Annotated in this window: 19 protein-coding genes; 8 read left to right on the top strand and 11 right to left on the bottom strand. The window is 46.1% G+C overall.

Translation table 11 applies throughout. The features are described from left to right. Window positions 1-1,032 precede the first annotated feature (1,032 nt). The 4 genes from AC5YBX_RS13485 to AC5YBX_RS13470 all read left to right on the top strand — a co-directional run bounded on the left by AC5YBX_RS13485 (window position 1,033) and on the right by AC5YBX_RS13470 (window position 4,382). Window positions 1,033-1,155, top strand: a complete 123-nt coding sequence (locus tag AC5YBX_RS13485; RefSeq protein ID WP_494521083.1) for a hypothetical protein — start codon at window positions 1,033-1,035, stop codon at window positions 1,153-1,155. Window positions 1,156-1,708: 553 nt separating this feature from the next. After that, the gene (locus tag AC5YBX_RS13480; RefSeq protein ID WP_494523836.1) at window positions 1,709-2,911 is read left to right on the top strand and encodes a GGDEF domain-containing protein; all 1,203 of its coding nucleotides are present in this window, start codon (window positions 1,709-1,711) and stop codon (window positions 2,909-2,911) included. Between the two features lie 97 nt (window positions 2,912-3,008). Next, window positions 3,009-3,689, top strand: coding sequence for an energy-coupling factor ABC transporter permease (locus AC5YBX_RS13475; protein ID WP_494523835.1), 681 nt, complete (start codon window positions 3,009-3,011; stop codon window positions 3,687-3,689). Between the two features lie 195 nt (window positions 3,690-3,884). Further along, window positions 3,885-4,382 (top strand): VF530 family protein, encoded by a 498-nt coding sequence (locus tag AC5YBX_RS13470; protein ID WP_494523834.1) that lies wholly within the window; start codon window positions 3,885-3,887, stop codon window positions 4,380-4,382. Between the two features lie 86 nt (window positions 4,383-4,468). Here AC5YBX_RS13470 and AC5YBX_RS13465 read toward each other — a convergent pair whose 3' ends face one another. From AC5YBX_RS13465 to AC5YBX_RS13440, 6 genes are all read right to left on the bottom strand, one after another. Beyond that, entirely contained in the window at window positions 4,469-5,359 is an 891-nt protein-coding gene (locus AC5YBX_RS13465) for a dienelactone hydrolase family protein (RefSeq protein ID WP_494521087.1), read from the bottom strand. 481 nt (window positions 5,360-5,840) lie between these two features. Next, window positions 5,841-6,818: a pyrroline-5-carboxylate reductase gene (gene proC / locus AC5YBX_RS13460; RefSeq protein ID WP_494523833.1), complete on the bottom strand. Its 978-nt coding sequence runs from the start codon at window positions 6,816-6,818 to the stop codon at window positions 5,841-5,843. Next, window positions 6,796-8,043, bottom strand: a complete 1,248-nt coding sequence (locus AC5YBX_RS13455) for a glutamate-5-semialdehyde dehydrogenase (protein WP_494521089.1) — start codon at window positions 8,041-8,043, stop codon at window positions 6,796-6,798. Before AC5YBX_RS13455 ends, proC begins: the two co-directional genes overlap by 23 nt. A gap of 2 nt (window positions 8,044-8,045) precedes the next feature. Next, window positions 8,046-9,143, bottom strand: coding sequence for a glutamate 5-kinase (gene proB, locus AC5YBX_RS13450; protein WP_494523832.1), 1,098 nt, complete (start codon window positions 9,141-9,143; stop codon window positions 8,046-8,048). Between the two features lie 14 nt (window positions 9,144-9,157). Next, on the bottom strand, window positions 9,158-10,654 hold the full coding sequence (gene putP, locus AC5YBX_RS13445; RefSeq protein WP_494523831.1) for a sodium/proline symporter PutP: 1,497 nt from the start codon (window positions 10,652-10,654) through the stop codon (window positions 9,158-9,160). 3 nt (window positions 10,655-10,657) lie between these two features. Continuing rightward, on the bottom strand, window positions 10,658-10,834 hold the full coding sequence (locus AC5YBX_RS13440; protein ID WP_494523830.1) for a hypothetical protein: 177 nt from the start codon (window positions 10,832-10,834) through the stop codon (window positions 10,658-10,660). A gap of 488 nt (window positions 10,835-11,322) precedes the next feature. Here AC5YBX_RS13440 and AC5YBX_RS13435 point away from each other — a divergent pair, with 488 nt between their 5' ends. Together AC5YBX_RS13435 and AC5YBX_RS13430 are read left to right on the top strand one after the other, a co-directional pair. Continuing rightward, window positions 11,323-12,588 (top strand): hypothetical protein, encoded by a 1,266-nt coding sequence (locus AC5YBX_RS13435; RefSeq protein ID WP_494524826.1) that lies wholly within the window; start codon window positions 11,323-11,325, stop codon window positions 12,586-12,588. A gap of 157 nt (window positions 12,589-12,745) precedes the next feature. Then, window positions 12,746-13,630: a mechanosensitive ion channel family protein gene (locus tag AC5YBX_RS13430; protein ID WP_494523829.1), complete on the top strand. Its 885-nt coding sequence runs from the start codon at window positions 12,746-12,748 to the stop codon at window positions 13,628-13,630. Between the two features lie 1,569 nt (window positions 13,631-15,199). Here AC5YBX_RS13430 and AC5YBX_RS13425 read toward each other — a convergent pair. Both AC5YBX_RS13425 and AC5YBX_RS13420 read right to left on the bottom strand, forming a co-directional pair. Next, window positions 15,200-16,711 carry a DUF1254 domain-containing protein gene (locus tag AC5YBX_RS13425; protein ID WP_494523828.1) on the bottom strand — a complete coding sequence of 504 codons (1,512 nt, stop codon included), beginning with the start codon at window positions 16,709-16,711 and terminating at the stop codon, window positions 15,200-15,202. A 197-nt stretch (window positions 16,712-16,908) separates the two neighbouring features. Then, a complete protein-coding gene (locus AC5YBX_RS13420; RefSeq protein WP_494523827.1) occupies window positions 16,909-18,465 on the bottom strand; it encodes a DUF1254 domain-containing protein in 1,557 nt (518 codons plus the stop codon). 519 nt (window positions 18,466-18,984) lie between these two features. Between AC5YBX_RS13420 and AC5YBX_RS13415 the strand changes: the two genes are divergently transcribed. After that, a protein-coding gene (locus tag AC5YBX_RS13415; protein WP_494523787.1) for an IS3 family transposase occupies window positions 18,985-20,060 on the top strand; the annotation gives its coding sequence in 2 pieces (ribosomal slippage) (window positions 18,985-19,237 and window positions 19,237-20,060; 1,077 coding nt in all). Window positions 20,061-20,189: 129 nt separating this feature from the next. Here AC5YBX_RS13415 and AC5YBX_RS13410 read toward each other — a convergent pair. Beyond that, on the bottom strand, window positions 20,190-20,744 hold the full coding sequence (locus AC5YBX_RS13410; RefSeq protein WP_494523826.1) for a hypothetical protein: 555 nt from the start codon (window positions 20,742-20,744) through the stop codon (window positions 20,190-20,192). Between the two features lie 87 nt (window positions 20,745-20,831). Here AC5YBX_RS13410 and AC5YBX_RS13405 point away from each other — a divergent pair, with 87 nt between their 5' ends. Next, window positions 20,832-21,953: an ISAs1 family transposase gene (locus tag AC5YBX_RS13405; RefSeq protein WP_096035922.1), complete on the top strand. Its 1,122-nt coding sequence runs from the start codon at window positions 20,832-20,834 to the stop codon at window positions 21,951-21,953. On the opposite strand, the gene AC5YBX_RS13400 is transcribed toward AC5YBX_RS13405, so the two are convergent. Further along, window positions 21,950-22,246 carry a hypothetical protein gene (locus AC5YBX_RS13400; protein ID WP_494523825.1) on the bottom strand — a complete coding sequence of 99 codons (297 nt, stop codon included), beginning with the start codon at window positions 22,244-22,246 and terminating at the stop codon, window positions 21,950-21,952. The two genes, AC5YBX_RS13405 and AC5YBX_RS13400, sit on opposite strands and share 4 nt — an antisense overlap. Window positions 22,247-23,306: 1,060 nt before the next feature. Beyond that, window positions 23,307-24,662, bottom strand: coding sequence for a magnesium transporter (gene mgtE / locus AC5YBX_RS13395; RefSeq protein ID WP_494523824.1), 1,356 nt, complete (start codon window positions 24,660-24,662; stop codon window positions 23,307-23,309). Window positions 24,663-24,911: the final 249 nt, after the last annotated feature.

Genomic DNA, 24,911 nt, shown 5'->3' with positions numbered 1-24,911 from the left:
GTGAGAAAAGATTAATTCGAGGTGTAAGTTTGTCAGCTTATATCGATATTAATATTTTTTATTTAGTGATTTTGCCGAGCGCAAGCAGCGCCCGGCTTATACTGGGAATATAAGTGAGAAGCGCGTTAGCAGTGAGAAGCGCGTTAGCACGAAAAAGTTGCAGCTTAGAATTGGGGCGCACTTTTTCTGGGAGAATAGTGATGAAAATGTATCGGTAAACATAGGTTTTACATCTCCAGTCGCTGTTAATAAAGGGGGTTGTACGCTTAATGTTACTAGCATTTATCTAAGTTAGCCTCTGTGATAAATGCCATTCTAAAACTATTTACTCACTACTCATTAATTGCGAGTTGCAATTTTCACCTAGTGTAATAGCTAAGTTTTAGAGCGATTTTTATAATGGTCGTTCGTTTTTAATGAACTGACCTATACATTAGGCCAACTAAAAAAATAAAGCAAGCCTGATCATTTTATCGTGTGTTTTTTTATTTTTTTAAGCAATTAGTATGATAGTTATAAATAAAAAAGTTTAATGAGTAGTATTAATACCTGCTGAAATAAAGAGTATGGTCCATTTTTTAGCGGCAGTTTGCTGAATGATAAATGACAAGGTCTAGGATTAGGTTGAACCCCAGAGGTATGTAAAGGGGCTAGCGTTTCATTCAGCTATCGATAACTTATCATTTTTGATTAACTATCTACCTGAGGAATCGACAGTCTAGAGGGCGTGAAAGCGATTTAATGGTATCGTCCTTAGAACTGTAACATCTAGGATTAGCTTAACTTATTCTAATGAATCACTGGTTTTTATCGCTGAGTTTAGTGCTAGTATGGAGGGGTCTTAATGCACAGGTAGGAAGCTGACATCACACCAATTTTAACTAATTAAATTAATGCGTTGTATTAATAGTGTGTATTGCATATTGAGCAAGTAACTTACGTTTACTTCAGGACATCAAACGCTCGTTAAAATGACTAAGCTGTGAACGGCTAGCCCTAGCTAAGATGCCCCAGTAAACACTGGAGCTAAAAATGAGTAAAGAACATAAAAGCGGTAAAGAGAACAAGAAACAACCTTTAAAAACGGCTAAAGAAAAACGCAACGATAAATTGGCGAAGAAAGCCAACAAAGGTATGTTTGACAAGATTAAGTAACCAAGATGGTATTAGCGTTGTGCACGTGACACCTAGTCACTGGCAACGATTGTAGGATAGAGGCTGGCAGATACTGCTGGCCTTTTTGTTTTTCGCTTTGCCAATTAATGCTTTTTAACGCCTAATGAAGTAGGCAATTATTAATTGCCCTACTTCGCATCTTAATCCTCTCCGACTCCGCTGAACTTGGCTATTAAATACCCTAGGTGATCCAGAGATAATGGTTGTCAAATCGCCTCGCAATGCTCAAGAGGTGAGGCTAAACGCATTAAAAATCTCACTCTTTGATTATACTGGTTCAAATTTTGGCGCAATTTTTATTAAGCCATGAGATTGTCAGTTGCGTTAGTGTGCTATCTCATTTCACGCGGGTATTTGTATTAAATGCTGGCTGCAGTACTTTAGCGCCACGTCAAAACGGTCGCTTTGAGTCAGTTGCATCGTTCAGTTTGTTTATTTTGCTGCCTTGGATTGGACCGCCACATTTTTACAGGCATCTATTGACGACCTGCCTGTATTACCTATGTTGAATATGGTGATTATTGGAGAAATTTTGAGTCATTTTTATCACTCTTGCCGCTATCTGCTTGCCCCGTTATTGCTTACTGGCCTGTTATTGGGCGCCATCGATTATTTTAGTGCTCGCTGGGTGGGCTGGCTCGATACCATACAGGTGATGCCATATTGGTTACTTGCTATTGCGGCGCTGATCGCGCTGCAATTTAATCGTAGCCGCCTCAGTTATATTGCCACCTTATTATTGCTGTTTTATGGGATAAATCAGCACGGACTGCTCAGTCGAGAGGCTTATCAATGGGTGTTTATTGGCGGCGGGGTCATCACTGCGGCATTCTGTTTCATCAAAGACCGTGGTTTGCTCAGTATCCATACTTTGGTACGTCTTGGCATTATTACATTAAGCTTTTTAGCGGCTTATTTATGGTTAACTCTACTGGAGCATTCTCCAGAGATGGCGCAGCAGGTGCGTGAACGCTATCTGTCTTTCTTGTCTGCCAATGGCTTAGCCACATTACCGGTATTCTTAGCTGGCGCGGTCATGTTGTTTAAGCTGATTAAAGACAGTAACTTAGTGCATACGAGTCTTGGGCTGACGTTTATTGTATGGCTGATGCATTATTACGCTGCTGATTGGCAGTCGTTGGCGGTGCAGCTCAATATGATCGCCGTGTTCCTGTTATTGACTGTACTGTTTGACTCTTATTTTTTGGCGTATCGCGATGAGCTCACCGGCTTACCTTCGCGTCGAGCTCTGTTTAATCTCAGTTTGTCTTTAGGTCGAAAATACACAGTCGCAATGGTCGACATAGACCACTTTAAGAAGTTTAACGATACTTATGGCCACGATGTGGGCGATCAAGTGCTTAAGTTGGTGGCGGTAAAACTGTCGCAGGTCACTGGCGGCGGTAAGGCATTTCGCTATGGTGGTGAAGAGTTCACTATTGTGTTTGCTAATAAGCAAGCTAAACAGGTAATTGAACATCTCGATGCGGTGAGGCAATCGATAGAAGATTACGACATTGTGCTCAGAGAAACTAAGCGAAAAGCTAATCAGAATAGCCATGCGAGCAAAAATCGTAATAAAAAAGCGGTCGATAAACAGCGTATTGTCAGTGTCACGGTATCAATTGGGCTAGCCGAGCACCTCGGTGATCAAAATTTTGAGCAATGCATGAAGCAGGCCGATAAAGCCTTGTATAAGGCCAAGAAAAAAGGCCGTAATCAGGTGTGCGCTTAACCATGTCAGCCATAATATACTGAGCAGTATTGCGCCAAGGAGCTAATTGATTACGTACACCAATTTAAGATAAAGCCTAGTGCTAATTGGAGAGAGCATGACGGAGTTTTTACTGCAGCGACTCAGCGATATCAATTGGCATTTAGGCGGTGCCCAGTTGTTCTCGCTATCGCTACTGCTCATTTGGTTATGGGCGATTTGGCCCAGCGCCGATATAAAGACGCTGATCAACGATAAAGCGTTGCAATCACGGTTGTTATTAACCACCTTTGCCATTAATGGATTATGGTTACTCGATGCCAGTATTACCGCTGGCATCCACCTGCATTTTTTAGGTCTCGTCACCCTTATGCTAATGTTTGGCTGGCGTCTGGTAACGGTCATAGCACTATTACCTGTACTGTTTTTTGCCACCTTTATTTTAAAGCAACCTTTTGATTTTGCAATTTATACATTGGTTGCCATCGCCTTGCCCCTGTTTCTTTGCTATGCCGTTTACAGCATGGTGTATCAATATTTACCGCATCATCTGTTTATCTATATTTTTTGCGCGGCTTTTATTAATGGCTTGCTCTCTATGGTGTTTCATATGGGGGCTTGGTCTGCTTGGCTATGGTTAAGTGGTGATTACCCATGGGATTACTTGGTCGATAACTATTTGCTGTTAATTCCCTTGCTGGGTTTTCCTGAAGCGCTACTCAATGGTATGGCAGTGACCATGATGGTGGTGTATCGCCCACAATGGTTATATGACTACTCAGACAAGCATTATTTTTAGTTACGGCTTAAGCGGTAATATTTGTTGGGTCTACAGGACGATTTATTGGTATCATAGCGAGTAAATTATATAGGCGTGCGCCGGTTTTAAGGCGATGCATATCGACTGTACTCGAACACCCTAATTCACTGCTGCTTGAGCACAAGCTTGGCAGCAAATACTGTAGACACCGCAATGGCGGTCGTTGGAAATTCCATGATTGAACAGCAGCAAAACAACCCATTACATGGCCTAGGTTTAGAAACCATGGTCACTGAACTCGTCGATTTTTATGATTGGAAAATTTTATACGCGGCGTTGCGCTTAGAATGTTTTAATACCAATCCTAATATGGCGGCTTGCCTTAAGTTTTTGAAAAAAACTGAGTGGGCCAGAGAGCGGGTTGAAAGCTTTTACCTGTATCGTTTTAAGCGCATGCCTAAAGGTGATGCAGCGCAATTTGAACTCAAGCCTAGAGAGCGTGGCTTTGCCGATGGCATTGTGCCTCGTAAGCCACAAGAGTTAACGATTGAGTTAATTGAGGAAATGCGCGTTAAAGCCACTGCCGATTATGAGGCGATGAAGCAAAATAAGACGCGGCCTCAATACGGTAAAGATAAACCACGCGCTCAAGATGCCTATGCACAAAATAAGCGTTCGGGTCATAATCGTCCAGCGCCATCACAAGATCCCAATAATCCTTGGGGGAAGTGATTGCTATTGTGGCGATAAACAAAGGCGAATGGCTTACCATTCGCCTTTTTTGATCTTATAAGCATCGTTTTTAGTAAAGGTGCTCTTTAGCTGAGATGCTGTTTAAAAAAGCTTAAGGTGCGACTCCATGCCAGTTCGGCATTTTGTTCATCGTAACGCTGAGTCGAGTCATTATGGAAGCCGTGCTGGGTATTGGGGTAAGTAAACATCTGATAGTTGGCGTTAATACGCTTTAAATCTTGCTCATACTCAGGCCAAGTTTGATTAACCCTGTCATCGTGTTCTGCCAGTTGGATAAGTAAGGGCGCCTTGATATTACTGCGCAGCTCAGGTGTGGCAGGGGTGCCATAAAAGGGCACTCCGGCGGCCAATAATTGACTGTCCACCGCCGCTAAATAATTGACCATATAGCCACCAAAACAGAAGCCCACCGCACCGAGTTGACTATTGCTTAATGGATGAGATTTTAAGAAGCGCGCTGCAGCGACAAAATCATGCTGAATCTTATCCTTAGCTAATGTGCTTTGCATGGTTCTACCTTCATCGTCGTTACCCGGGTAACCCCCAAGGGGAAATAGTGCATCGGGGGCAAAGGCCACAAAGCCTGCTTTGGCTAAGCGCCGCGCAACATCTTTAACATAGGGGTTAAGGCCTCGGTTTTCGTGCACCACTAATACCACGGACAGCGGCCCCTGTAGCTGCGTTGGCACCGCTAAATAGCCGCGGCCTTTGCCATGGCCGTTAGGTGAGTCAAACTCTTGGTAGCTGGCTTTAATGTCCGGGTCATTAAATGAGACCTGCTCTGCTAAGGCATAATTGGGTAATAATGCCGAGGTGAGCAAGGTCATTGAATAACCTACTGCAACGAGTGTGGCCAGTTTTTTCATAAAGGTGCGTCTATCAATCACGCCATGGGCGTATTCGTCGTACCAATCGAAAGCTTCTTGGGGGATATGATTAAGTGGTTGCTGAGCCATTATGCTTCCCTTCCTCTTTTGTTATTAGGCAATCCAGTTGATGCGATAAATAGTGGCTAACCATTACGTTTTCGAAATAATTCTAAGATCAGTGATTAAGCACGTTATCGACCTAGTGTCAGTTATTAAGATAGTTGCAGCTTAGGTGGCTTTCAAACCTAGTAGCATGATCAGCGTGGCTTAAGGATTTAAGGATTTAGGACTTAGGACTTAGTGGTTTAGTCGCTGACATTCGGTTAATTGGGCCCGCTGAGGTCACGCCGCGAGAAAATAGATGTTATTAACCGTGTATAAACGGGCTGTGATAAAGGAAGCATTGAGTCCAGAGCACTGCTGTTTCACTGCGTAATAGAGTTGTTTAACAGCGAAATAGGGGCTTAGGTTGGTCGCCGCGTGATAGCAAAAGGGCATAAGCGTTAAGCACTTGTGCCCCGTCGATTATCTTGCCGCGATAAGATGAGCGGTGAGCCTTTCTCGGTGTTTACCCCAGAGAGAGCTCTTTAGCGCGATCGGCGGCAGAGTCCATCGCATTAGCGACTAATGCATCAAGCTCACCGTGCTGAAACGCCAGTATGGCTTGCTCTGTGGTGCCTTTTGGCGAGGTCACTTGGCGGCGCAGCGTGGCAAAATCGTATTGGCTGTCCATCGCCATAGCAATGGCGCCCATGGCACTTTGCAACACGGCTTTAGTGGCTGTCGCCTGAGGTAAGCCTTGGTTAATGGCGGCTTTTTCCATCGCTTCTAAAAACAGAAAAAAGTACGCTGGTGAACTGCCAGCGGTTGCCACTATGGTCGACATTTGGCTTTCCTCTTGCAGCCAAACGGTGTCACCAACGGCGCGCATCAGGTGGTCGGCGGTATCGAGATCGGCTTGCAAGCTAGGTTTAGGAGCGTATAGGCCGGTTAACCCTTTACCTATGGCGGTGGGCAAGTTTGGCATGGCGCAGATCACCCGTTGATGATCGTCAAGCTTAGCGCTAATGGTGTTTTGTTTCACGCCTGCGGCAATCGAAATGACGAGCTTATCGCCATTATGCTGTGCAATTACCGGGGCTAACTCTTCGCACACTAGCGGCACAATAAAGGGTTTAACCGCCAAGATAATCACGTCAGCGAATGCAGCAGCGGTACTGTTGTCTTGATGCACGCGCACATTAAACTGCTCCACCATTTCGCTGCGCGTAGCCTGAGTCGGTGCGCATACCAAGATGTGTTGACTGGAGTGACCATGCTTGAGTAGACCGGCAATGATGGCTTTGGCCATATTACCGCCACCGATGAAGGCAATACGCAATTGTGGGTCTAAGAGTGAGTCCTGATTAAAGATAACGGTCTCCTTGAGGTATGTTATTGATGTTTGTAGCTGGGATGTCGATGCGGTGATAGCGACTCGGCAATCTATCTTTAATTGATGAGCGATTGCCGAGTCGAAGGGGTTATGCGCGTATTTGTCCGTCACCGCTGACTAAATACTTTTCAGTGGTCAATGATTCAATGCCCATGGGGCCATAGGCATGCAGCTTGGTGGTGGCAATGCCTATCTCGGCACCCAAGCCGAGTTCGCCGCCGTCAGAGAAGCGAGAAGAGGCGTTAACCATAACCACAGAGGCATCGACTGTTCGCTGAAAACGGGCGGCTGTGAGCTCATTTTGGGTGCTGATCACCTCGGTGTGGTGGCTACCAAAACGTCTAATATGGTCGATAGCCTGCTCGAAGTCATTCACCTGGCGAATGGCGATTTCAAGATCTAAGTATTCTTGACCAAAATCTTGCTCATCTATCACTTGGCACGCGTCAAAGTGTGGGCTGGCATGTTCACAGGCATTAATGGTTACCTTATGTTCTGCTAAGGCTGAGGCCACTTTAGGTAAAAACTCGGCGGCAATCTCTTTGTGGACCAGTAGGCCTTCTAAGGCGTTGCACACCCCGGTGCGCTGGGTCTTACCGTTAAGCAGTAAGGCTAAGGCACTATCAAGGTCGGCATCTTTATCGACATACAGATGACAAACACCTTTAAAATGCTGAATGACAGGTATTTTACTGTTGTCGGTGACAAAGTTAATTAAGCCTTCGCCGCCCCGAGGGATAATGACATCGATATAATCGCGTTGTTGCATCAACTCTAACATCAGGGCGCGATCGGGGTCGGGCACCACGGTAATCAACGCAGGCGGCAAGCCATAATGAGTCAATACCGTTTGCATAATTGAGGCGATCACCTTACTGGTTTGCAGCGCCTCTTTACCGCCACGCAGTACAACGGCATTGCCCGATTTAAAACATAAGGCTCCGGCATCGGCAGTCACATTCGGACGCGCCTCATAGATCATGCAAACCACCCCGAGTGGCACGCGCATTTTACGGATATTTAAGCCATTGGGACGCTTGCCCATGTCGCGCTCAGCACCGATAGGGTCGGGCAGTGAGGCAATGGTTTCAATGCCTTCGGCCATGGCCTCCACCCGCTCTGGGTTGAGGCTTAATCTGTCTATCATAGCGGCGCCAAGTTTGTCGGCATCGGCGTTAGCCAGATCAATCATGTTGGCGCTGAGGATCTCATAACTGTGGGCACGAATAGCGCGTGCCATATCCAATAGCACGGTATTTTTTAACTGTTCATCAAGCACCGCAAGGGTTTGTGCTGCTAACGCGGCATCTTGAGATAAGGTTTTAATTAAGCTCATATTTACTCCAATATGGCGATATTTTTGTCGGAAATGATCGCGCCAGTTTTTTGCTGGACATCATTAGCAAACTCGCGATCTTCTTGTTCCGCAATAAAATTCAGTAGACAACTGCTGTAGTTGGATCGGGCTTTCGCCAGTTTAGTGCCATCGCCTTTGCGCACTAATACCGTATCCCCGACGGAAAAGTTACCTGTTACGGCAACTACATCGTCGCTGGTCAGCGGTGTATGTTGGTCTAAGTTTCCATCGAAATCATTTTCGACGATTAGTTCACCTTGTGCTTGCGAGGTATGGGTCATCCAGTGCAGATGTTCCTGCATTGGGTGTTCAAACGGGGTAAATAATGTCCCGGGATTTTGCCCTTTAAGCAGTTGGGTAAAGGTGTCGCCGTCAAAGCCATTAACTATCACGGTTTCGATGCCGTGAGAGATGGCCTTTTCTGCAGCTTCAATTTTGGTGCGCATGCCACCAGTACCTACGTCACTGGTGGCGCCGCCTGCCATCGAATAGATATTGTCATTGATGTCGCTGACCTGTTTTATCAGCTTGGCATCGTCGTGGATGTTCGGGTTTTTGGTGTACAAGCCCTTTACATCGGAACAGATGATCAGCGCATCAGCGTCGGCTGCGGCGGCCACCATCGCCGAGAGGTTGTCGTTATCACCGACTTTTAACTTGTCGGTGGTCACTGCATCGTTCTCGTTGATGATAGGCAGCAAGCCATGATCCAATAAACTAAAGATGGTATTTTTAATGCTGATGTAGCGCTCACGATTACGTAAATCGCCATGGGTCACTAACAGCTGTGCGGTGGGAAAGTCGAATAACTTATCCCACGTTGCCATCATGTCTGCTTGCCCCGCAGCGGCCATCGCTTTTTTTACCGATACCGACGGCTTATCTATGCCATTAAATCGATGCCAGCCTGCGGCGACTGAACCTGATGAAACCAATACCACCTCGCATCCATTGGCGCGGCAGTTTGCAATAAACTGCGCGATACCCAATAGATAGTGGCTGCTACAGCCTTGTTTGTGGGGTGCAATTAAGGCACTACCCACTTTAACGACAATGCGTTTCCAGTGTAAATCTGCCATGTTGCCTCTCCCAATTATCTTTCTTCTGCTAGCACGCGTCCGGCTTTATTGAAGGTCTTCACCGTTTTATGGCAAGGATCTTTAGAGAAGATGCTAGTGATCCAGATAACCAAACTACTGACTATAAAGCCTGGAAGCATTTCATACATGACGCTGCTTAAGGCTTGGCCATCGGCAAGTACTGGCGCATAAATCCAAAACAGTACGGTAGCGGCACCCGAAACGATACCGGCAATGGCGGCTTTATAGGTTAAGCCCTCTTTGTGCAAGCTAAACAGGATGAGTGGACCAAAGGCGGCACCAAACCCTGCCCAGGCATTACTAACTAACGACAAGATGCTGTTAGAGCGATCCATGGCCAATAAGCTGGCGACGATAGCAACACCGGCTACACCGAATCGGCCCATTTTGACCATCTCTTCTTCGGTTGCTTCTTTTTTTGATGCCACACGATAAATGTCTTCCGTAAGTGAACTTGATGACACCAACAGCTGCGATGAGATGGTACTCATGATCGCGGCTAGGATAGCGGCTAACAGGAAGCCACTGATCATTGGATGGAACAAGATCTCTGAAAAGACAATAAAGATGGTTTCAGGATCGGTTAGTTTTAACTGAAACTTGTTCGCATAGGCAATACCGATAAGGCCTGTCGCTAAGGCACCAATGATGGTAACTGTCATCCAGCTCATACCAATTCGCTTAGCGACTTTAATGTCTGATACCGAGCGAATCGCCATAAAGCGCACAATAATATGTGGTTGACCGAAGTAGCCCAAACCCCAAGATAGGCTAGATATCAACCCAAGTAAGGTGATATTTTGCATCGCTTCACCAAAATGAGGGATCGATTCATAGGCAAAATTCATCATATTATCGGCAGTGGTGAACTCTTGGTAGGCCACAACGGGCACCAAAATCAATGCGACAAACATGATACACCCCTGAACAAAGTCAGTTAGACTGACGGCTAAAAAGCCCCCCAGCAGGGTATAAGAGACCACCACACCTAAGGTAATGATAAGGCCAAACTCATACTGAACATCAAAGGCCGACTCAAACAGTTTTCCGCCCGCCACTAAACCGGCTGAGGTATAGAGGGTAAAGAAGATCACGATAATGATGGCAGCAATAATACGAATATTACTGCTGGGATCATGAAATCGCTTGGCAAAAAACTCAGGGATGGTTAACGCATCGCCCGCCACTTCGGTGTAAACCCTAAGCTTAGGTGCAACAATTAAGTAGTTAACAAGCGCACCGAGTAAGAGTCCAAGTGCAATGTAAATAGTTTCAAAACCAACCAAAAACATCGCCCCTGGCAGACCCATCAACATCCAACCACTCATATCAGAGGCACCCGCCGAAAGAGCGGTTACCTGAGGGCTGACTTTTCGGCCACCGAGAATGTAGCCCGAAACGTCACTGGTAGAGCGTTTATACGCGAATAACCCGATGCTGAGCATGGCAATAAAATAGATGGCCAGCGATACATAAGTGAGGTAATGCATGGATTATTGGCCTCCTAACGCTTTGTTATTATGAATCCCGTTAGGTTTCAACATGACAAAGAGATAGGTGCTTAAAATCGCGATCAAACACATCAATTCGACTCCCTCCTTTAATGTAGTTTTTGCCTTCTGCCAAATGGTGGTAATGAGATTTTCTTCCGCTGCATTGTCTGACGACATTGTGCCCTCCTGAGCATAAATAGTGTGGTTAAGTAACACTAGCTGCACGCCAAGTAGTTAGAGTGCTAATAGTTAGTGGTCTAACTATCTTAACACTATTGAAGTTAAAGATTCCAGTTATGAGCTAATTTTTCAGCAGCTTGGACTTACTCAGAGGGTTTTACATTGTTTGAATGGTAATTAATTTGGGGGCTGATTTAGTGGCGGTGCTGTGTCGGTCGGTATGGTTGGTGCTTTTAGGGATAACTTATTTTTCGAGGGTTTAGCCAGCTCACGTTTTGCTAAGTCGTTGTTTGCTAAAATACCGCGTGACTTTTTTGGGATGTTTTTTGTGTCACTTTTATGCGTTGTTTTTAATTAATGTTCTCGCCAAGCCGATTGGCGAGTCGCCTCATCATCAGGCCTTTTTGAGTTGGCTGTACTTAAGTGGGTTTGGCAAGATGGTTAGCCATTCATCAAACGTTGCAGCGCCGCCATAGTCAGAGGATATCATGCAGTTAGCTCCCATTGAGCGTGTGAAAAGCGCTTTTGTTGCTGGGATTTGGGCGACACTTGTCAGTATTGCGATTGGATTTGGATTTAAAATTTGGTTAGCGCAATGGGTGGTTAAAGCCGATTTGGCGTTGTACCACACTGTGGTTGATATTATTTCGCTGTCGTTAATTTTGATGACAGGTTTTCGCGCCTCTATGGTGGTGAGCTACTCGCAAACCCAAAACGATAAAGATATCACTAACCTATTTCGATACAGCTTAATAGTGATGGTACTACTGACTTGGGGAGTGGTGCTGCCCTATATCAAGCATAAATTGCATATCGATGTGGCCTATTTTCATCTGGTGGGCATTATTTTAGGGATGGGCCTTAAGGTCTATTTTACCAATCAAATTGCCATGTACCGTATGTACAACATTTCAAATAAGGTCACCTGGTTAGAGCCCTTAGGGCAGGTGGTGGCGTTTATGATCTGTTATTACCTACTGCGCCAGAGCGCCATCGCCTCGCTGTTTTACAGCTTGATGTTGTCATCGCTAGCGGTGGCAGGCTATATGTTTGTTAGGCGTCGCAAACTTATTGCTACTACACCACTAGGGTCGGTTAGCATGACCCCAAGCCTGAAAAACTTTATGCAAAAAAGTTTTACCTCGGCGCTAGAGGCGGGCGCCAGCCTGTTTATGATCTACATTACTGTATTGCTCACCATCGGCCACTTTAGTGTCGATGAGTTAGGCGACTTTCAGGTGGTGGTTCGGCCTGTGATTGCCTATTTAACCTTGTTGTTTGTATTTCCTATTTATCGATTTGTGTTACCCGAACTGGCGGTGTGTGTTCGCCAGCAGCAAGTTGAACAAGTGCGCCTGATCAAGCGCTGGGTGTATAAGGTGTCGATACTGGTCTCGCTGAGCTTTTTCTTGTCGATGCTGCTATGTGGCCAATGGCTGGTCGATACGCTGTTTCCGGCATCCTATAGCAAGGCGGCCCCGGTGTTGATGCACTTTTCGATGTTTTTTATTTTTATGATGCTCAATGGCTATCAACTGGCCTATATCAAGGCGCGCGGGTTGTTTTTACACAGTTTATTTATTCGAATAAGCGGCATATTAGCCTTGATTGGCAGTTATTACGGCTACACCCGTTTAACCGACAATGTGGTGGCGGTGATCCTCGCGCTGGGCAGTGGTTACCTAGTGATGTTTATCTTATCGACCGTGATTGAACATAAGGTGATTAAACCCTTAATTGTAGCCCCCTAATTACGGCATCATTCGCGCCATAAGCCTGCGGTAAGTGCTATGAAAGCAAGGTGCTAGCGTTCAGCTAATGGCTTATTTTTGTCAGCCTGATTTGAAACACCAGCTTCAAATCAGGCTGTTATACTCAAGTATTCATTACCATTACTTGGGGACACCGATGAGCTGGCAAAGTATTAACGAGTTACTCTCTTTTGTGTTATTTACCTATGATGGCTCACCCATTACCGTTTCGCAGGTACTACAGGTGCCATTGCTGCTGCTGTTAGCCTGGTTTGTGGTTACCCGTATTGGTAAATTGATCCGGCGATCATTATTATCACGTAAGGTGGCACCCGATGCGGTGCATCTGTTTTCGCGCATCTATTTGGTGTTGGCCATCGCGGTTATCTTAGTCACCAGTCTCGAGATCCTTAATATCCCCATCAAAGCCTTTGCCTTTGTCTCTGGCGCCGTCGCGATTGGTGTGGGCTTTGGCGCGCAAAATATCATTAATAACTTTATCAGCGGTTGGATTTTAATGTGGGAGCGGCCGATCCGTATCGGTGATTTTTTAGAGATAGGCGAAACCAAAGGAGTGGTAGAGAGCATCAATACCCGCTCAACGCTTATCCGCCGCAGCGACGGGGTGCATATGTTAGTGCCCAATAGCCACTTGCTGGAAAACACGGTCACCAATTGGACCTTAATCGACAACAACGCCCGCTCGACGGTGCGGGTCGGGGTCTCTTATGGCGTCGATGTGACGCTAGTGGCGCGCTTGATTAAGCAGGCACTCGATGAACGTGATGATATTTTAAAGTCTCCAGCGCCCATTGCCATATTTGAAGATTTTGGTGATAATGCGTTAATTTTCGATGGTATATTTTGGTTGTGTGCTAATTCTGAAGCCGATATTCGTAAGATCCGCAGCGATATTCGCTTTCGAATTTATCAACTGTTTGACGAGCATGAGATTGTCATTGCCTATCCGCAGCGAGATATTCACCTCGATGGAGTCATTAGCTTGCAACGCTCGGCAGTTGTTGCGGATACCCATAAGTAGGTTTTGCGTGGTGATCTAAGCGACTCCCCACTAGGTTTCATTCTGGGTATTAAAAGCTAAATTATTTTTGGACAAAAGTGTGCTTGCCTTCGAATGAAGGTGTTGGCATTTTTGGATTTTGCATTTGGCTGAGTTAGTGTTGGTAGAGTGTCTTTGAAATTTGTATCTTCACTGTTATCAATCGCCTGTCCGGCAGGGAGTGTGCAGATACTGCTGCTACATGCCGTGAATCCATCCGTGGAGGCTCGACGATGGCATCCCTGCCATCAACGTCCGCAGCCGCATCTACACTGGGTTATTCTGTCTCTTCGATTTTGCTTCATTTTGTGCGAGTAGCTAGTTAAAAAGCTAACTAGGTTTTGGACAAAAATATCTTGGCCTTCGAATGAAGGTGTTGGCATTTTTGGCTTGTAGCATTTAGTCGAGTTGGTTTTTATTGATTGATGGTAGCGTTAACCTTCTATGGCAACCCATTGCCTGCAGCATGCCTTTCGTGCAGGTATTTCGGTGGGGCGCTGCAAGTATATCCCTATACGCTCGACGGTGGCATCCATGCCACCAACCCCCACCGCCATACCTACACTGACTTATCACTCTCTTCGATTTAGCCGTAATTGGTATTCACATAGCCGTTAAAAGCAAAATTATTTTTGGACAAAAGTATCTTGGCCTTCGAATGAAGGTGTTGGCTTTTTTGGCTGGTAGCATTTAATCGAGTTAGATTTTATTTATTGATGGTAGCGTTAACCTTCATGGCAACCAATTGCTTGCAGCAGGCCTTTCGTGCAGGTATTTCGGTGGGGCGCTGCAAGTATATCCCTATACGCTCGACGGTGGCATCCATGCCACCAACCCCCACAGCCATACCTACACCGACTTATCACTCTCTTCGATTTAGCCGTAATTGGTATCCAAAGAACCGTTAAAAGCTAAATTATGTTTGGACCAAAGTATCTTGGCCTTCGAATGAAGGTTGAGGCATTTTTGGCTTGTAGCATTTAGTCGAGTTGGTTTTTATTGATTGATGGTAGCGTTAACTTACATTGTTTTGAATTGCTTGCCGCAGGCCTTTCGTGCAGGTATGTCGGTGGGGCGCTGCAAGTATATCCCTATACGCTCGACGGTGGCATCTGATGTGAATGGATTCACAAATGCCGTAGTGACATGGATGTCAAAGAGCGGCCATGCCACCAACCCCACCGCCATACCTACACCGACTTATCACTCTCTTCGATTTAGCCGTAATTGGTATCCACATAGCCGTTAAAAGCTAAATTTTTTTGTCTCCTAATTACCTCCGCCCCCTTTATAAGGAATGCAGCAAGCGCTGAGTAACGAGTATCTTAAGAAAGGAGGATTGTATTCACTGAGAGATGGACCGCAGCTCAATATTGTAATAAATAGGCTAACCAGAATGTTTAGTTAGGCGCTCTAAATGAACCGCCCTCGGCTCTGGCATCCTGCTTCGCCCTACCTCCTAAATCCATTAAGTCGTGTGCGGAGCCGCATGCAAGGATGGTGTGGGGGCTGGAGGCTAGACACCTCCGGTTACCCGATTAGCTGACAGAATCATTCAACCAGCTCGATCTCACTTGGCCGCCAAGTCTTGTTAATCCATGGTTCAAGTGGGCCATACATTCTTAAAATCATGAACCAGCTTTTATTAGGAACTGTTTCTAACCAGTTACCTTCCTTACCTTTTGGTGCGCTAGGGCCGAAAAATACATCGTATGAACCATCTGCATTCTTCTTCATTCCATCAGTTAAACTGCCAACCGTAGGGAAGGGCTGACTGGTTTGAAGCTGTGAACGCGTTTGAGTGTCATAAAGCGTAACGGCCCAAAAGTTGTTCACAGGTACGTTCGGCGGAAGATGAAGCTTGTAAGTTTTAGAGCCATCAAAGGCTTTCTTTGTTGAATCTAGAAAAGCTAAAGCATAATCAGAGCCTGCGCCCGCTTTAGTGACTGCCATGGCAGGCGTTACACCACCAGCGTTGAAGTAAAACAAGGTTCTGGCATCTAAATTCATTTTGCCATTATCTTCGAACGAAGTATTTTTATTCGCATACGCCATCGTCCAACCGCTGTCACTATCAGGGTAAATGGCTACGCCATCAAAGCGAGGTTGCACCGTAATAACGCGCGACGTTGCGTTACCAAGCTCACCCGATTCAACTAATATTTTTTTCATCCGTGCATCAGGTTTGAAAGGTTTACCCTTTACAATACCAATGGAAGCAATCGCCCCACGCACTTCGGGCCCAATCGCATCGAGAGGCTCTCGTTGAATCATGTCGTTAAGGATTTCAAAATAACGTATATCATTCGGGAAAACAGTATTAATTGCTTTGTGAGACATGTTAACAAATTCAGTCGCTGCGGGTTTCGCGGCGTCTTTCAGCGGATAAATCTTGAGTCCAGATTTGATGTTCGCGACAGCTGGTTTCACACCGCCTTTGATGGAGCCACGAAGGAACAGGAAGTTCCTGTTGGTTCTAGGTTTTAGCAAGAAATAGCCATCAGGTATTTTACCGTCATAACCAGGCGGTAATACAAGATACTTACCGCCTTTTCCTTTGTCAGGGCCAGTTACGCCAATATTACCAACAAATCTCTGCCAGCCATCATCAAGGAAGCCAAGCATTCCCGGCGGCACTTCGATAACCGTCGGTCCATCTTTCTCAAGGTTTGTTCCTGAGTAGGCGTAAAGTGTCGAAGTATTGGCAGTGACCACCAGCGTCTGAGAGTCCATTAGTTGCTCGAACAAGGCGACCTTGTTGGTCGCATTGGCACCCGCTGCTGCAAGACCGTCAAGAACGGCGTTGATTGAAACGCCGCCCATATTGTCCAGATAGACTCCAAGGGCGCGAGTGCGGTCGAGATTGTCATAGACTTTATTGATCGTGGTGTGGGAAGGGATGCCATCGAAAAAATCGAGGGTGCCAATTGATGTCTCGACTTTGTCAGGAATCGAAATAGATTGCAGTGTTTCTGGCGATACTTCAGCCTGAACCGTCGATAAGGCTGATAAAGCCAGTACCGCAGATGTAAAAAACAATGTAAGTGGGTTGAGCTTCTTCATGGTTGCATTTCCCTTTGGTCATCCAAAATTGTAAAACAATAGATGAAATACTATAGATTCAGTCAGCTAACGCGCGGCTTCAGCCGCAGGCCGGTAAGGATGACTACGTTGCAAATTTTCATGCTCGTGCCTTCTTTGTGGTGTCATGCTTGCTCTAAGCAGGGCAAGCATGACACCGTTGGGCGGTTGCCCTGGCCTTATTGCACTTTCACGACTTTCGGCATGTTGTATGTGCCGTTGGTCAGAGGTGCATATGGCCCATAGTAACGCGTTGTGAACCGAAACCCTTGCGCAGGAGCCGGCAGCCAGTTCTTCAGTTGATCCGGATCGCTGGGCTTCTCGTGCTGAATGTAAATGATCAGCTTCCCATCGGTCACCACCAGATCGCCGGCCACGAGCATGAAACTGTTGACGGTGTAGCGGTTTATTTCGTTGGCGACGAAATAGCCGTTGGCATCGTAGATCGGGATCGACCAGAACTGGGTCACCGGCGGCAGATCGTTCATGTCAAACGTCATGGTGTATTTGTTGGCGCCCGACAGCGGTTTGCCATCGGCATCAGTGAAGAGGAATGCTCCGCCGTGCGAAATGTTTTTGTCCGGTGCCGCCCACGCCGCGTCAGCGATCACGGCCCTGTCCATCCACCTGGTCTCAAACCCGCCGTCATTGCGCACAACTCCCCACCCGTTCATATTGATCAGGTTCGTCTTTAGCGTCGTGCGCACGCTTTCGAAGCCGGCCTTGAACCCGGCCTCAAGTGCGGCCCGTTTCTTGGGTGTCAGCTTTGACCAGTCGAAGGCAAGCCCGCTGCCGATGCCGATCGACTTAAGTTGATCGAGCATCTCAGCTTCGAGCAGCGAATCCTCCAGCACCTGCATGGTCGGATCATTCAGGATGATGTTTAGCAGCGTGAAGTACTGCTCGGCGGTCTGCTTGTCGACCTGACCGACTGCATAGTCCGGCAATCCGGCGGGAATGACATAATCACCCGGAACGATGTCTCGATCTGCCTGGGCGATAGCCTTGTGGCCGTTCGCAAGCCAATCGGCCAGCGGAGTCATCGTGACTAGGTCCTGATAAGCATTGATTTTCTTAATCTCTGCTTCCGCCCCCGTCATCACTGCCATCCGGACAACGCCATACGCCGTTTTCGATGGCCACTGTACGATGTCCGTGGTCGGGAAATCAGCAGGCACCTCGCCTGCAAAGCCCGGCGGGATCAAGATGTATTTGCGAGCCTTGGTGCCATTGAAGGGCGAGCCGACGATCATCCGGAAGATGCCATACTGGTCCATGATCTGGACGCTGAAATAGCGATCGGTGATTTCGGGCACCTCAATGACAACCGGCCCGTCGCGCAGGTCCAGAAAACCGGAGCCGTACAGCGTTGTCGCGTTAGGGGTCACGACGGGGAAGTCCGGGGTGATCTGCTTGCGTACCCAGTAGAATCGGTTCAACCCCGAATAGATGTCATTCGTCTCGGCATCGTTCTGGGTATAAATCCAGCGCTGGCCATAAAATATAGCCTGCTGAAGCCCGTAGAGGTAAGCCCGCTCGGCAACCGCTTCCGGCTTCTGAGGCGAGCTCGCCTGCGCGGCCTGTGTGCAGAGCGCCAAACCGATGACGACGATGACCAGTAACCCTTTGGCGCTGAGTGTTCTCATCGACAAAATGAACTCTCTCGAACTATCCATAGACGCGCTACTCAACGCTGCCCAAACGGGAGCGCCAAGTAATTTCTTCGTGTGTTCCATAGCATGCTTTCCTTTAATTGTGTTCTTGTTCCGTTTGAAGCACTTGTGTAAGCCCAGCATGGGCATGAACTAATGAGGTGAAAGCCCTCTGCAGGAAGAGCGCAGTTCAAATAATGTACAGTCATTAAACGTTAACTACTAGCGAATGGCAAGGGCTTATCCGTGAGGATTGGTCTAGAGGAAGCCGCTAACCTTTTTATTGATGAAGAATGCGAGCTGATGAACATGAACATCATATGAGGCGTAGGCTAGAGTTGAGTTGGCAGGGACTGCCCCGCGAAGCAAGGGTGCAAGACGACGAAACCACGTGATCTAATGGCCACCGTAAATGATGCAGCAGTGCAAAGAAAGTTCATGTTCCCTCTTTATCAATAAAGAGTGGGGAGATCTGCTTAACACGCGATCGGTCATTAACCAGTGAGGCTCAGGTTTACAAGTGTCTTGGCTTGGTAATCCCCCCGAAAAATAACAGCTGTTAAAAGTAGAGTTTTCTCGTAAGTTAAACGCAGGAGGTTCTATATGAAAAAGTCGCGGTACACGGATAGTCAAATTATGACGATTTTGAAGCAAGCTGAAGCTGGTACGCCCGCACCTGAGCTTTGCCGAGAGCACGGTATGAGCAGTGCAACGTTTTATAAATGGCGTGCTAAATATGGGGGAATGGATGCATCACTCATGGCTCGGATGAAAGAGCTAGAAGATGAAAATAGGCGACTCAAAAAAATGTACGCAGAAGAGCGTCTTAAAGCTGAAATCATTCAGGAAGCTATGGCAAAAAAGTGGTAAAGCCCTGTGAGCGAAGAGAACTCGCTCAGTTTGCGGTGGCTAACCACAACATCAGTATTAGTAAGGCCTGCTCGGCTTTCTTTATCAGTGAGACATGCTTTCGTTATCAAGCAAAATTATCGGCGGAAAATACACAGATTTCAAATTGGCTAATTAAGCTGACCGAAGATGAAAATGATTGGGGCTTCGGTCTGTGCTTCGATTATTTACGTAATGTAAAAGGCAAGCCATGGAATCATAAGCGAGTGTACCGAATTTACTGTGAGCTAGCGCTGAACCTGCGTATTCGTCCAAGACGTCGACTCAAACGAAATGCACCGGAACCACTAAAAGAGCCGATAAAGCCTAACCAAGTATGGTCTGTCGACTTTATGCATGACCAGTTATCAGATGGTCGAAATTACCGATTATTTAATGTCATAGATGATTATCGGCGTGAAGCTTTAGTGATTGAACCAGGATTTTCACTTCCTGCAGTAAGGGTTATTAGAGCGCTAGAGCAGGTATTTGAGTATCGAGCTAAGCCAACAGTTATTCGCTGTGACAACGGCCCTGAGTTTATCAGTACTGAGTTTACAACGTGGGCTAAATGCCAGAATATTCGAATTGAATATATTCAACCAGGTAATCCACAACAAAACGCTTATATCGAACGGCATAACAAAACAATTCGGTACAGTTGGCTCAGCAAGTACCTGTTCGAATCAATTAAAGAGGTGCAGGACTATGCAACTAAGTGGTTATGGTTTTACAATCATGAAAGACCACATAAAGCTAATAACGGCAGGCCACCACTGATGGCTGCCTAACTTCTATTTTTAATTGCAGTTAAAAATGGGAGGATTACCGCTTTTCAACTTCATCGACTGAAAAGAGCGAACCAGATGAAAACCGATAGCGCATGACGGGGGTAATCCTTATTAAACAGTTTTTTATGTTTAAATTGAACTACTCAATGCAGCTAGAGCTTTCTGGGCTTCAGCTAACTTTTTTCGTTTATTCATTTTTTCAATTTTCTCATCGAGAACAATCTCTATCCCTATTTTAATTACAGGGAATGCCTTAAGACAGTTATTTTCACTTAACTCGTGAATACCTTTGCTTAAAATTGAATACATTGATTTATTTTCTACTAAGAATGTTGGGAGATCACTACTTAGCATTTCTATTTTTTCATTCATTCTTGCTCGTTTGTAAGCGTCTTCATCCCAAGATTCTTGCTTACTTACTTTTAAGTGAGACTCTTCAATGAGTAACTCAAAAATTCTTCTTAGATAAACAAAAGATCCAACACCAACTCCATGTGAAGCCAGACCTATTGCTTTAGTTAGTTCACTAAAGTACTGTTTATCTAAAACTTTAGAGTATTTTTTCACATCAAATAAGTTCAATTCTGCTATTGAGGGTAGTTGTCCAATTTTTTGAATTGTCGGGCCTATAGCTTTAAAAAGAAATAACTGCCTATGTTCTTTACAGGGCGAGATCGCGAACATAATTTGAGCTATTAGGGTGATATTCGCTCAAATAGCTGGACGGGCCATATTGGCTGTGATCTTATACTCTCTTTTGTGGAGAGCCCTATGAACTCCGGTGCATTTCAACAGTTCTTTAGTTCCTTAGAAGATCCTCGTCAGTCAGCCAAAGTCGAGCATCTATTTACTGATATTTTATTCCTCGTGGTTTGTGCCTCAATAGCTGGGGCACAAGGTTGGGAAGATATCGAAGATTTTGGCGATCTCCACTTTAACTGGTTTGCCAAAAAAGGACTTTTTAAGAATGGGTTACCTGTTCATGACACTATTGCTCGAGTCATATCGAGAATAGATAGCGAGCAGTTTCAGTATTGCTTTATCGACTGGATGAAGTCTGTTGCTGAGTTATCCGACGGTCAGCTTATTGCGATAGATGGTAAACGGCTATGTGGTTCATATAATCGCGAGAACAGACTGTCAGCCATCCACATGGTAAATGCCTTCGCAACAGAAAATAACGTCGTGCTTGGGCAAGTTAAAACCGAAAGTAAGTCGAATGAAATTACCGCCATTCCCGCATTACTGGCGCTGTTGGATATAAAAGGTTGTCTGATATCAATAGATGCCATGGGATGTCAGACAGATATCGCCGAACAAATTATTGAGCGGGGTGGAGATTATTTACTTGCCGTAAAAGGTAATCAAAAAACACTGCATAATGCCGTTCGTAAGGCGCTTGGCAGCGAGATTGACGAAGAAGTGCTTTGCTTAGAGAAGCAGCACGGACGTAACGAAGCTAGAGCCTATTGTGTAATGGACGCAGGCAGCTTAGCCGACGCTTTCCCTGAATGGAAAGGGCTTAAAAGTATTGGTGTTGCGTTAAGCTATCGTCGAACGAAAAGCGGCAATGAATCCCTTGAGTACCGTTATTACATCAGTTCAGCCAAACTGAGTAAGGCTCGTTTTGCCAATGCAGTACGCAGCCACTGGGCGGTTGAAAATAGCCTGCATTGGGTATTGGACGCGTCGATGAAGGAAGACCAATGTCAAATATATAGAGGCAATGCGGCGGAGGTATTGTCCGGAGCAAGGAAGATAGCGTTGAATATGCTCCGAGCGGAAACAACTCGAAAAATCAGTATCCCACGCAAACAGAAGCGTGCACACGGCAGCACTGATTATCTGGAGCAGGTACTAACAGCAGGCTTAAAGACGTTGGGTGATATTTAAGCATTCATGCTCTCACCCTGATGTTCTTTATCCCTTGAACACTGAATTTCTATTGAAAAAACACCATAGTCAACCCAACTGTCAGGGGTGTAGTTTATGCTTTTAGAATATTGCCAATAGCGCTCAAAAATACTATGAGAGTTGCATTCAGGACAATAAGAGTCAAACGTCTCATCAAAATAAAATAGTTTCCTCCCTTTTTCATAATCAACTTCATCATATGAAACAATTTCATATAGTGGCGTTTCAATAAGAAATTCTTGTGGAGAAGGTGATTTTTCAGAAATGCTCAATATATACTCCCTTTAAACATAACGTTTGTATAGTGTGCATGCGCGTATATTTGGTAAAACGCGCATGCACATTTAATAAACCTATTATCTAAGCCGCAATTTGGCAAAGCTATTGATTAATAAGCACCCTATCAGGGTGGCGAAGAAAAAACGAGCACACTTAATCGAAAAATGCGCATTGATACAAAGGCCTTGCAGAAAGCAAGGCCGTTAGTGCCTATAAATGGATTAGTGAAGCTAGGCCAATTAACAGGTTATTTACCTAAGTAGCTTACCGAATGTAACTCGCTTTGGGGCAAAAGTACGTTAGCCTTTAACTCACTAGTCGTATCAAATGAAGTCCAATCGAAGAGGCGTTAGGTAGAGGTGTAAGCGCGGTTTTGGCCTTCGAAATCATGGATGATTTCGCAGAGCCCACACGGACGTGCTTGCGGCGAGCCAAAAGAGCGCTTGCACATTCCCCGCCGGACAGGCGATTAATAACAGTGAAGTTTCGACCTTCAAACACTTTCAATAAATGAAAATACAGCCAGCCGCTACTCAAACAAATGTCATCGTTCTTCATTCCAAGACCAGCACACTTTGGGGCAAAAGCTTCTTAGCCTTTAACTGACTATTCGTATCAAATGAAGTCCAATCGAAGAAGCGTTAGAGATAGGTGTAAGCGCGGTTTTGGCCCTTGGCGGCATGGCTAAAAATGTTCCTTACATTTTTTGGCATTCCCTCCATCCATGGAGGTCAGATGCCGCCGTGGAGCGTTCATGGACGGCTCACAACGATATCCCTATCTAAAAGCCAGTTCGACAATCCCTGTCTCTCGTTCATAAGCACGAAGCTATGCTTCACTCACCGAGCCAAAAGAGCGATTACACATTAGGTCGCTCCGTCACATCCATGTGATCACGACATTTGCGCATCCATGCACTGCACCTGCGGCAGGCAATTAACAGCCATGAAAGTGTGCTTTCAAAGCCAATCAATAAGTGAAAATTCAGTATAACGCTGCTCAAGCAAACTTTAAAAAATGCCAAACCTTCATCCCAAGGTGAGGTGACATCACCTACAATATCACGATCGTCGCTAATCCGAGGAAGGCAAAAAAGCCAACAACATCGGTGACTGTGGTTAACACCACGCCGCCGGCGAGTGCGGGGTCAACCCCCATTTTGCGAAGCAGTGGCGGAATGGTAGTGCCCGCCAAGACGCCAGCCAGCAAGACGATAATCATCGCCGAACCAAAGACCAAGCCCAACTGCCAATCGCCAAACCATTGAAAGGCGATGATGGAGACAATAGCAGCCCACAGCATGCCGTTTAATAGGCCGATACTAAACTCATGGCCAATCAGTTTAAGCATATTTTTGCTGTTAACCTGATTGAGCGCCAAGCCGCGAGTCACCATGGTGAGGGTTTGACTGCCAGCAACTCCTCCCATGCTTGCGACCACGGGCATCAACACGGCGAGGGCGACAATTTTTTCAATTGACGCTTCAAATAGGCCGATGACCCAAGCGGCTAAAAAGGCGGTTAACAAGTTGATGCCTAACCAGATAGCACGCCGCGCCGAACTTTGAAGCACAGGAGCGAACATATCGGGATGGTTGTTTAAGCCCGCGCGTGAAAAGACCTCTTTATCGGCCTCCTCTTGGATAACATCAATGACGTCATCGACGGTAATACGGCCGATAAGCTTATGTTGCTCATCAACCACGGGGGCAGAAATAAGGTCTTTATCTTTAAACACCTGCGCTACAACAGTGTCAGAGGTAAATGGGGTAAAGCTGGTGACTTCGGTGAGCATCACTTGTCGCACGCTAAGGTCAAGTTCGTTAGAGACTAGCTGACTTAACGGCACGATACCGAGCAATATGTTGTTACGGTCAACCACCATTAAACTGTCAAGGTGATCGGGTAAGGTGCCTTCACGTTGCCTTAGGCGGCGCAGGTATCGCAGGGCGGCTTTTATCGAGACATCGGCGCGCACGGCAGTGATGTCTACATCCATTAAGCCGCCAGCGGTTTCGTCGGGATAGTGTTTGACTTGCTCATAACGTTCGCGGCGTTGTGAGTCCATGGCTTGCACCATGGCCGAGATCACTGTGATGGGTAAGTCGCTGTCGATATCGGCTAATTCATCCATCTGCATGGCGCTGAGGCTAGCGATAAGCTCATCTTCATCTGTTTGTGAAATCAACGGACGGCGTAGCTCTGGGTGTAGCTCTAATAATATTTTGCCGTAGAGTGCAGTGGGGACCATGGGCCACAAGGTGAGACGTTCTTTTTGTGGCAAGGATTCAATCACGCGGGCCACTTCGGCGGCCGATGCGTTGGCTAATATGGTCTGTATTGTTTCATTATCATTTTGCGTCATAGCCTGATCGAGAGAGTTGATCAGATGATGAAATTTTTGCGTCATAGAGACCTGTTCCTGTGGGGGGTAAATGTCGCGCTAAAATCCAGTTTTCATTGCGAGGTCGGTAAAATTACTTTGCTACAGAGTTTAGTGCCGTCGCCATTATGTGAGTCTAGTTGAAGGGTAACCTATAGCGTAATGGTTACCGTTTATCGTGTTGACCTAGATGGTGACCTATTTATGACTCGCACGTGAGTTGCCGCGCAGGACATAGCTGTGATGAAAGAGTGTCTCTGGCTAATGCTGAGCAAG

The organism is Shewanella sp. 492, assembly GCF_059338445.1.
The sequence above is the reverse complement of the archived record's forward strand: the minus strand, read 5'-3'. Positions and strand labels throughout refer to the sequence as shown.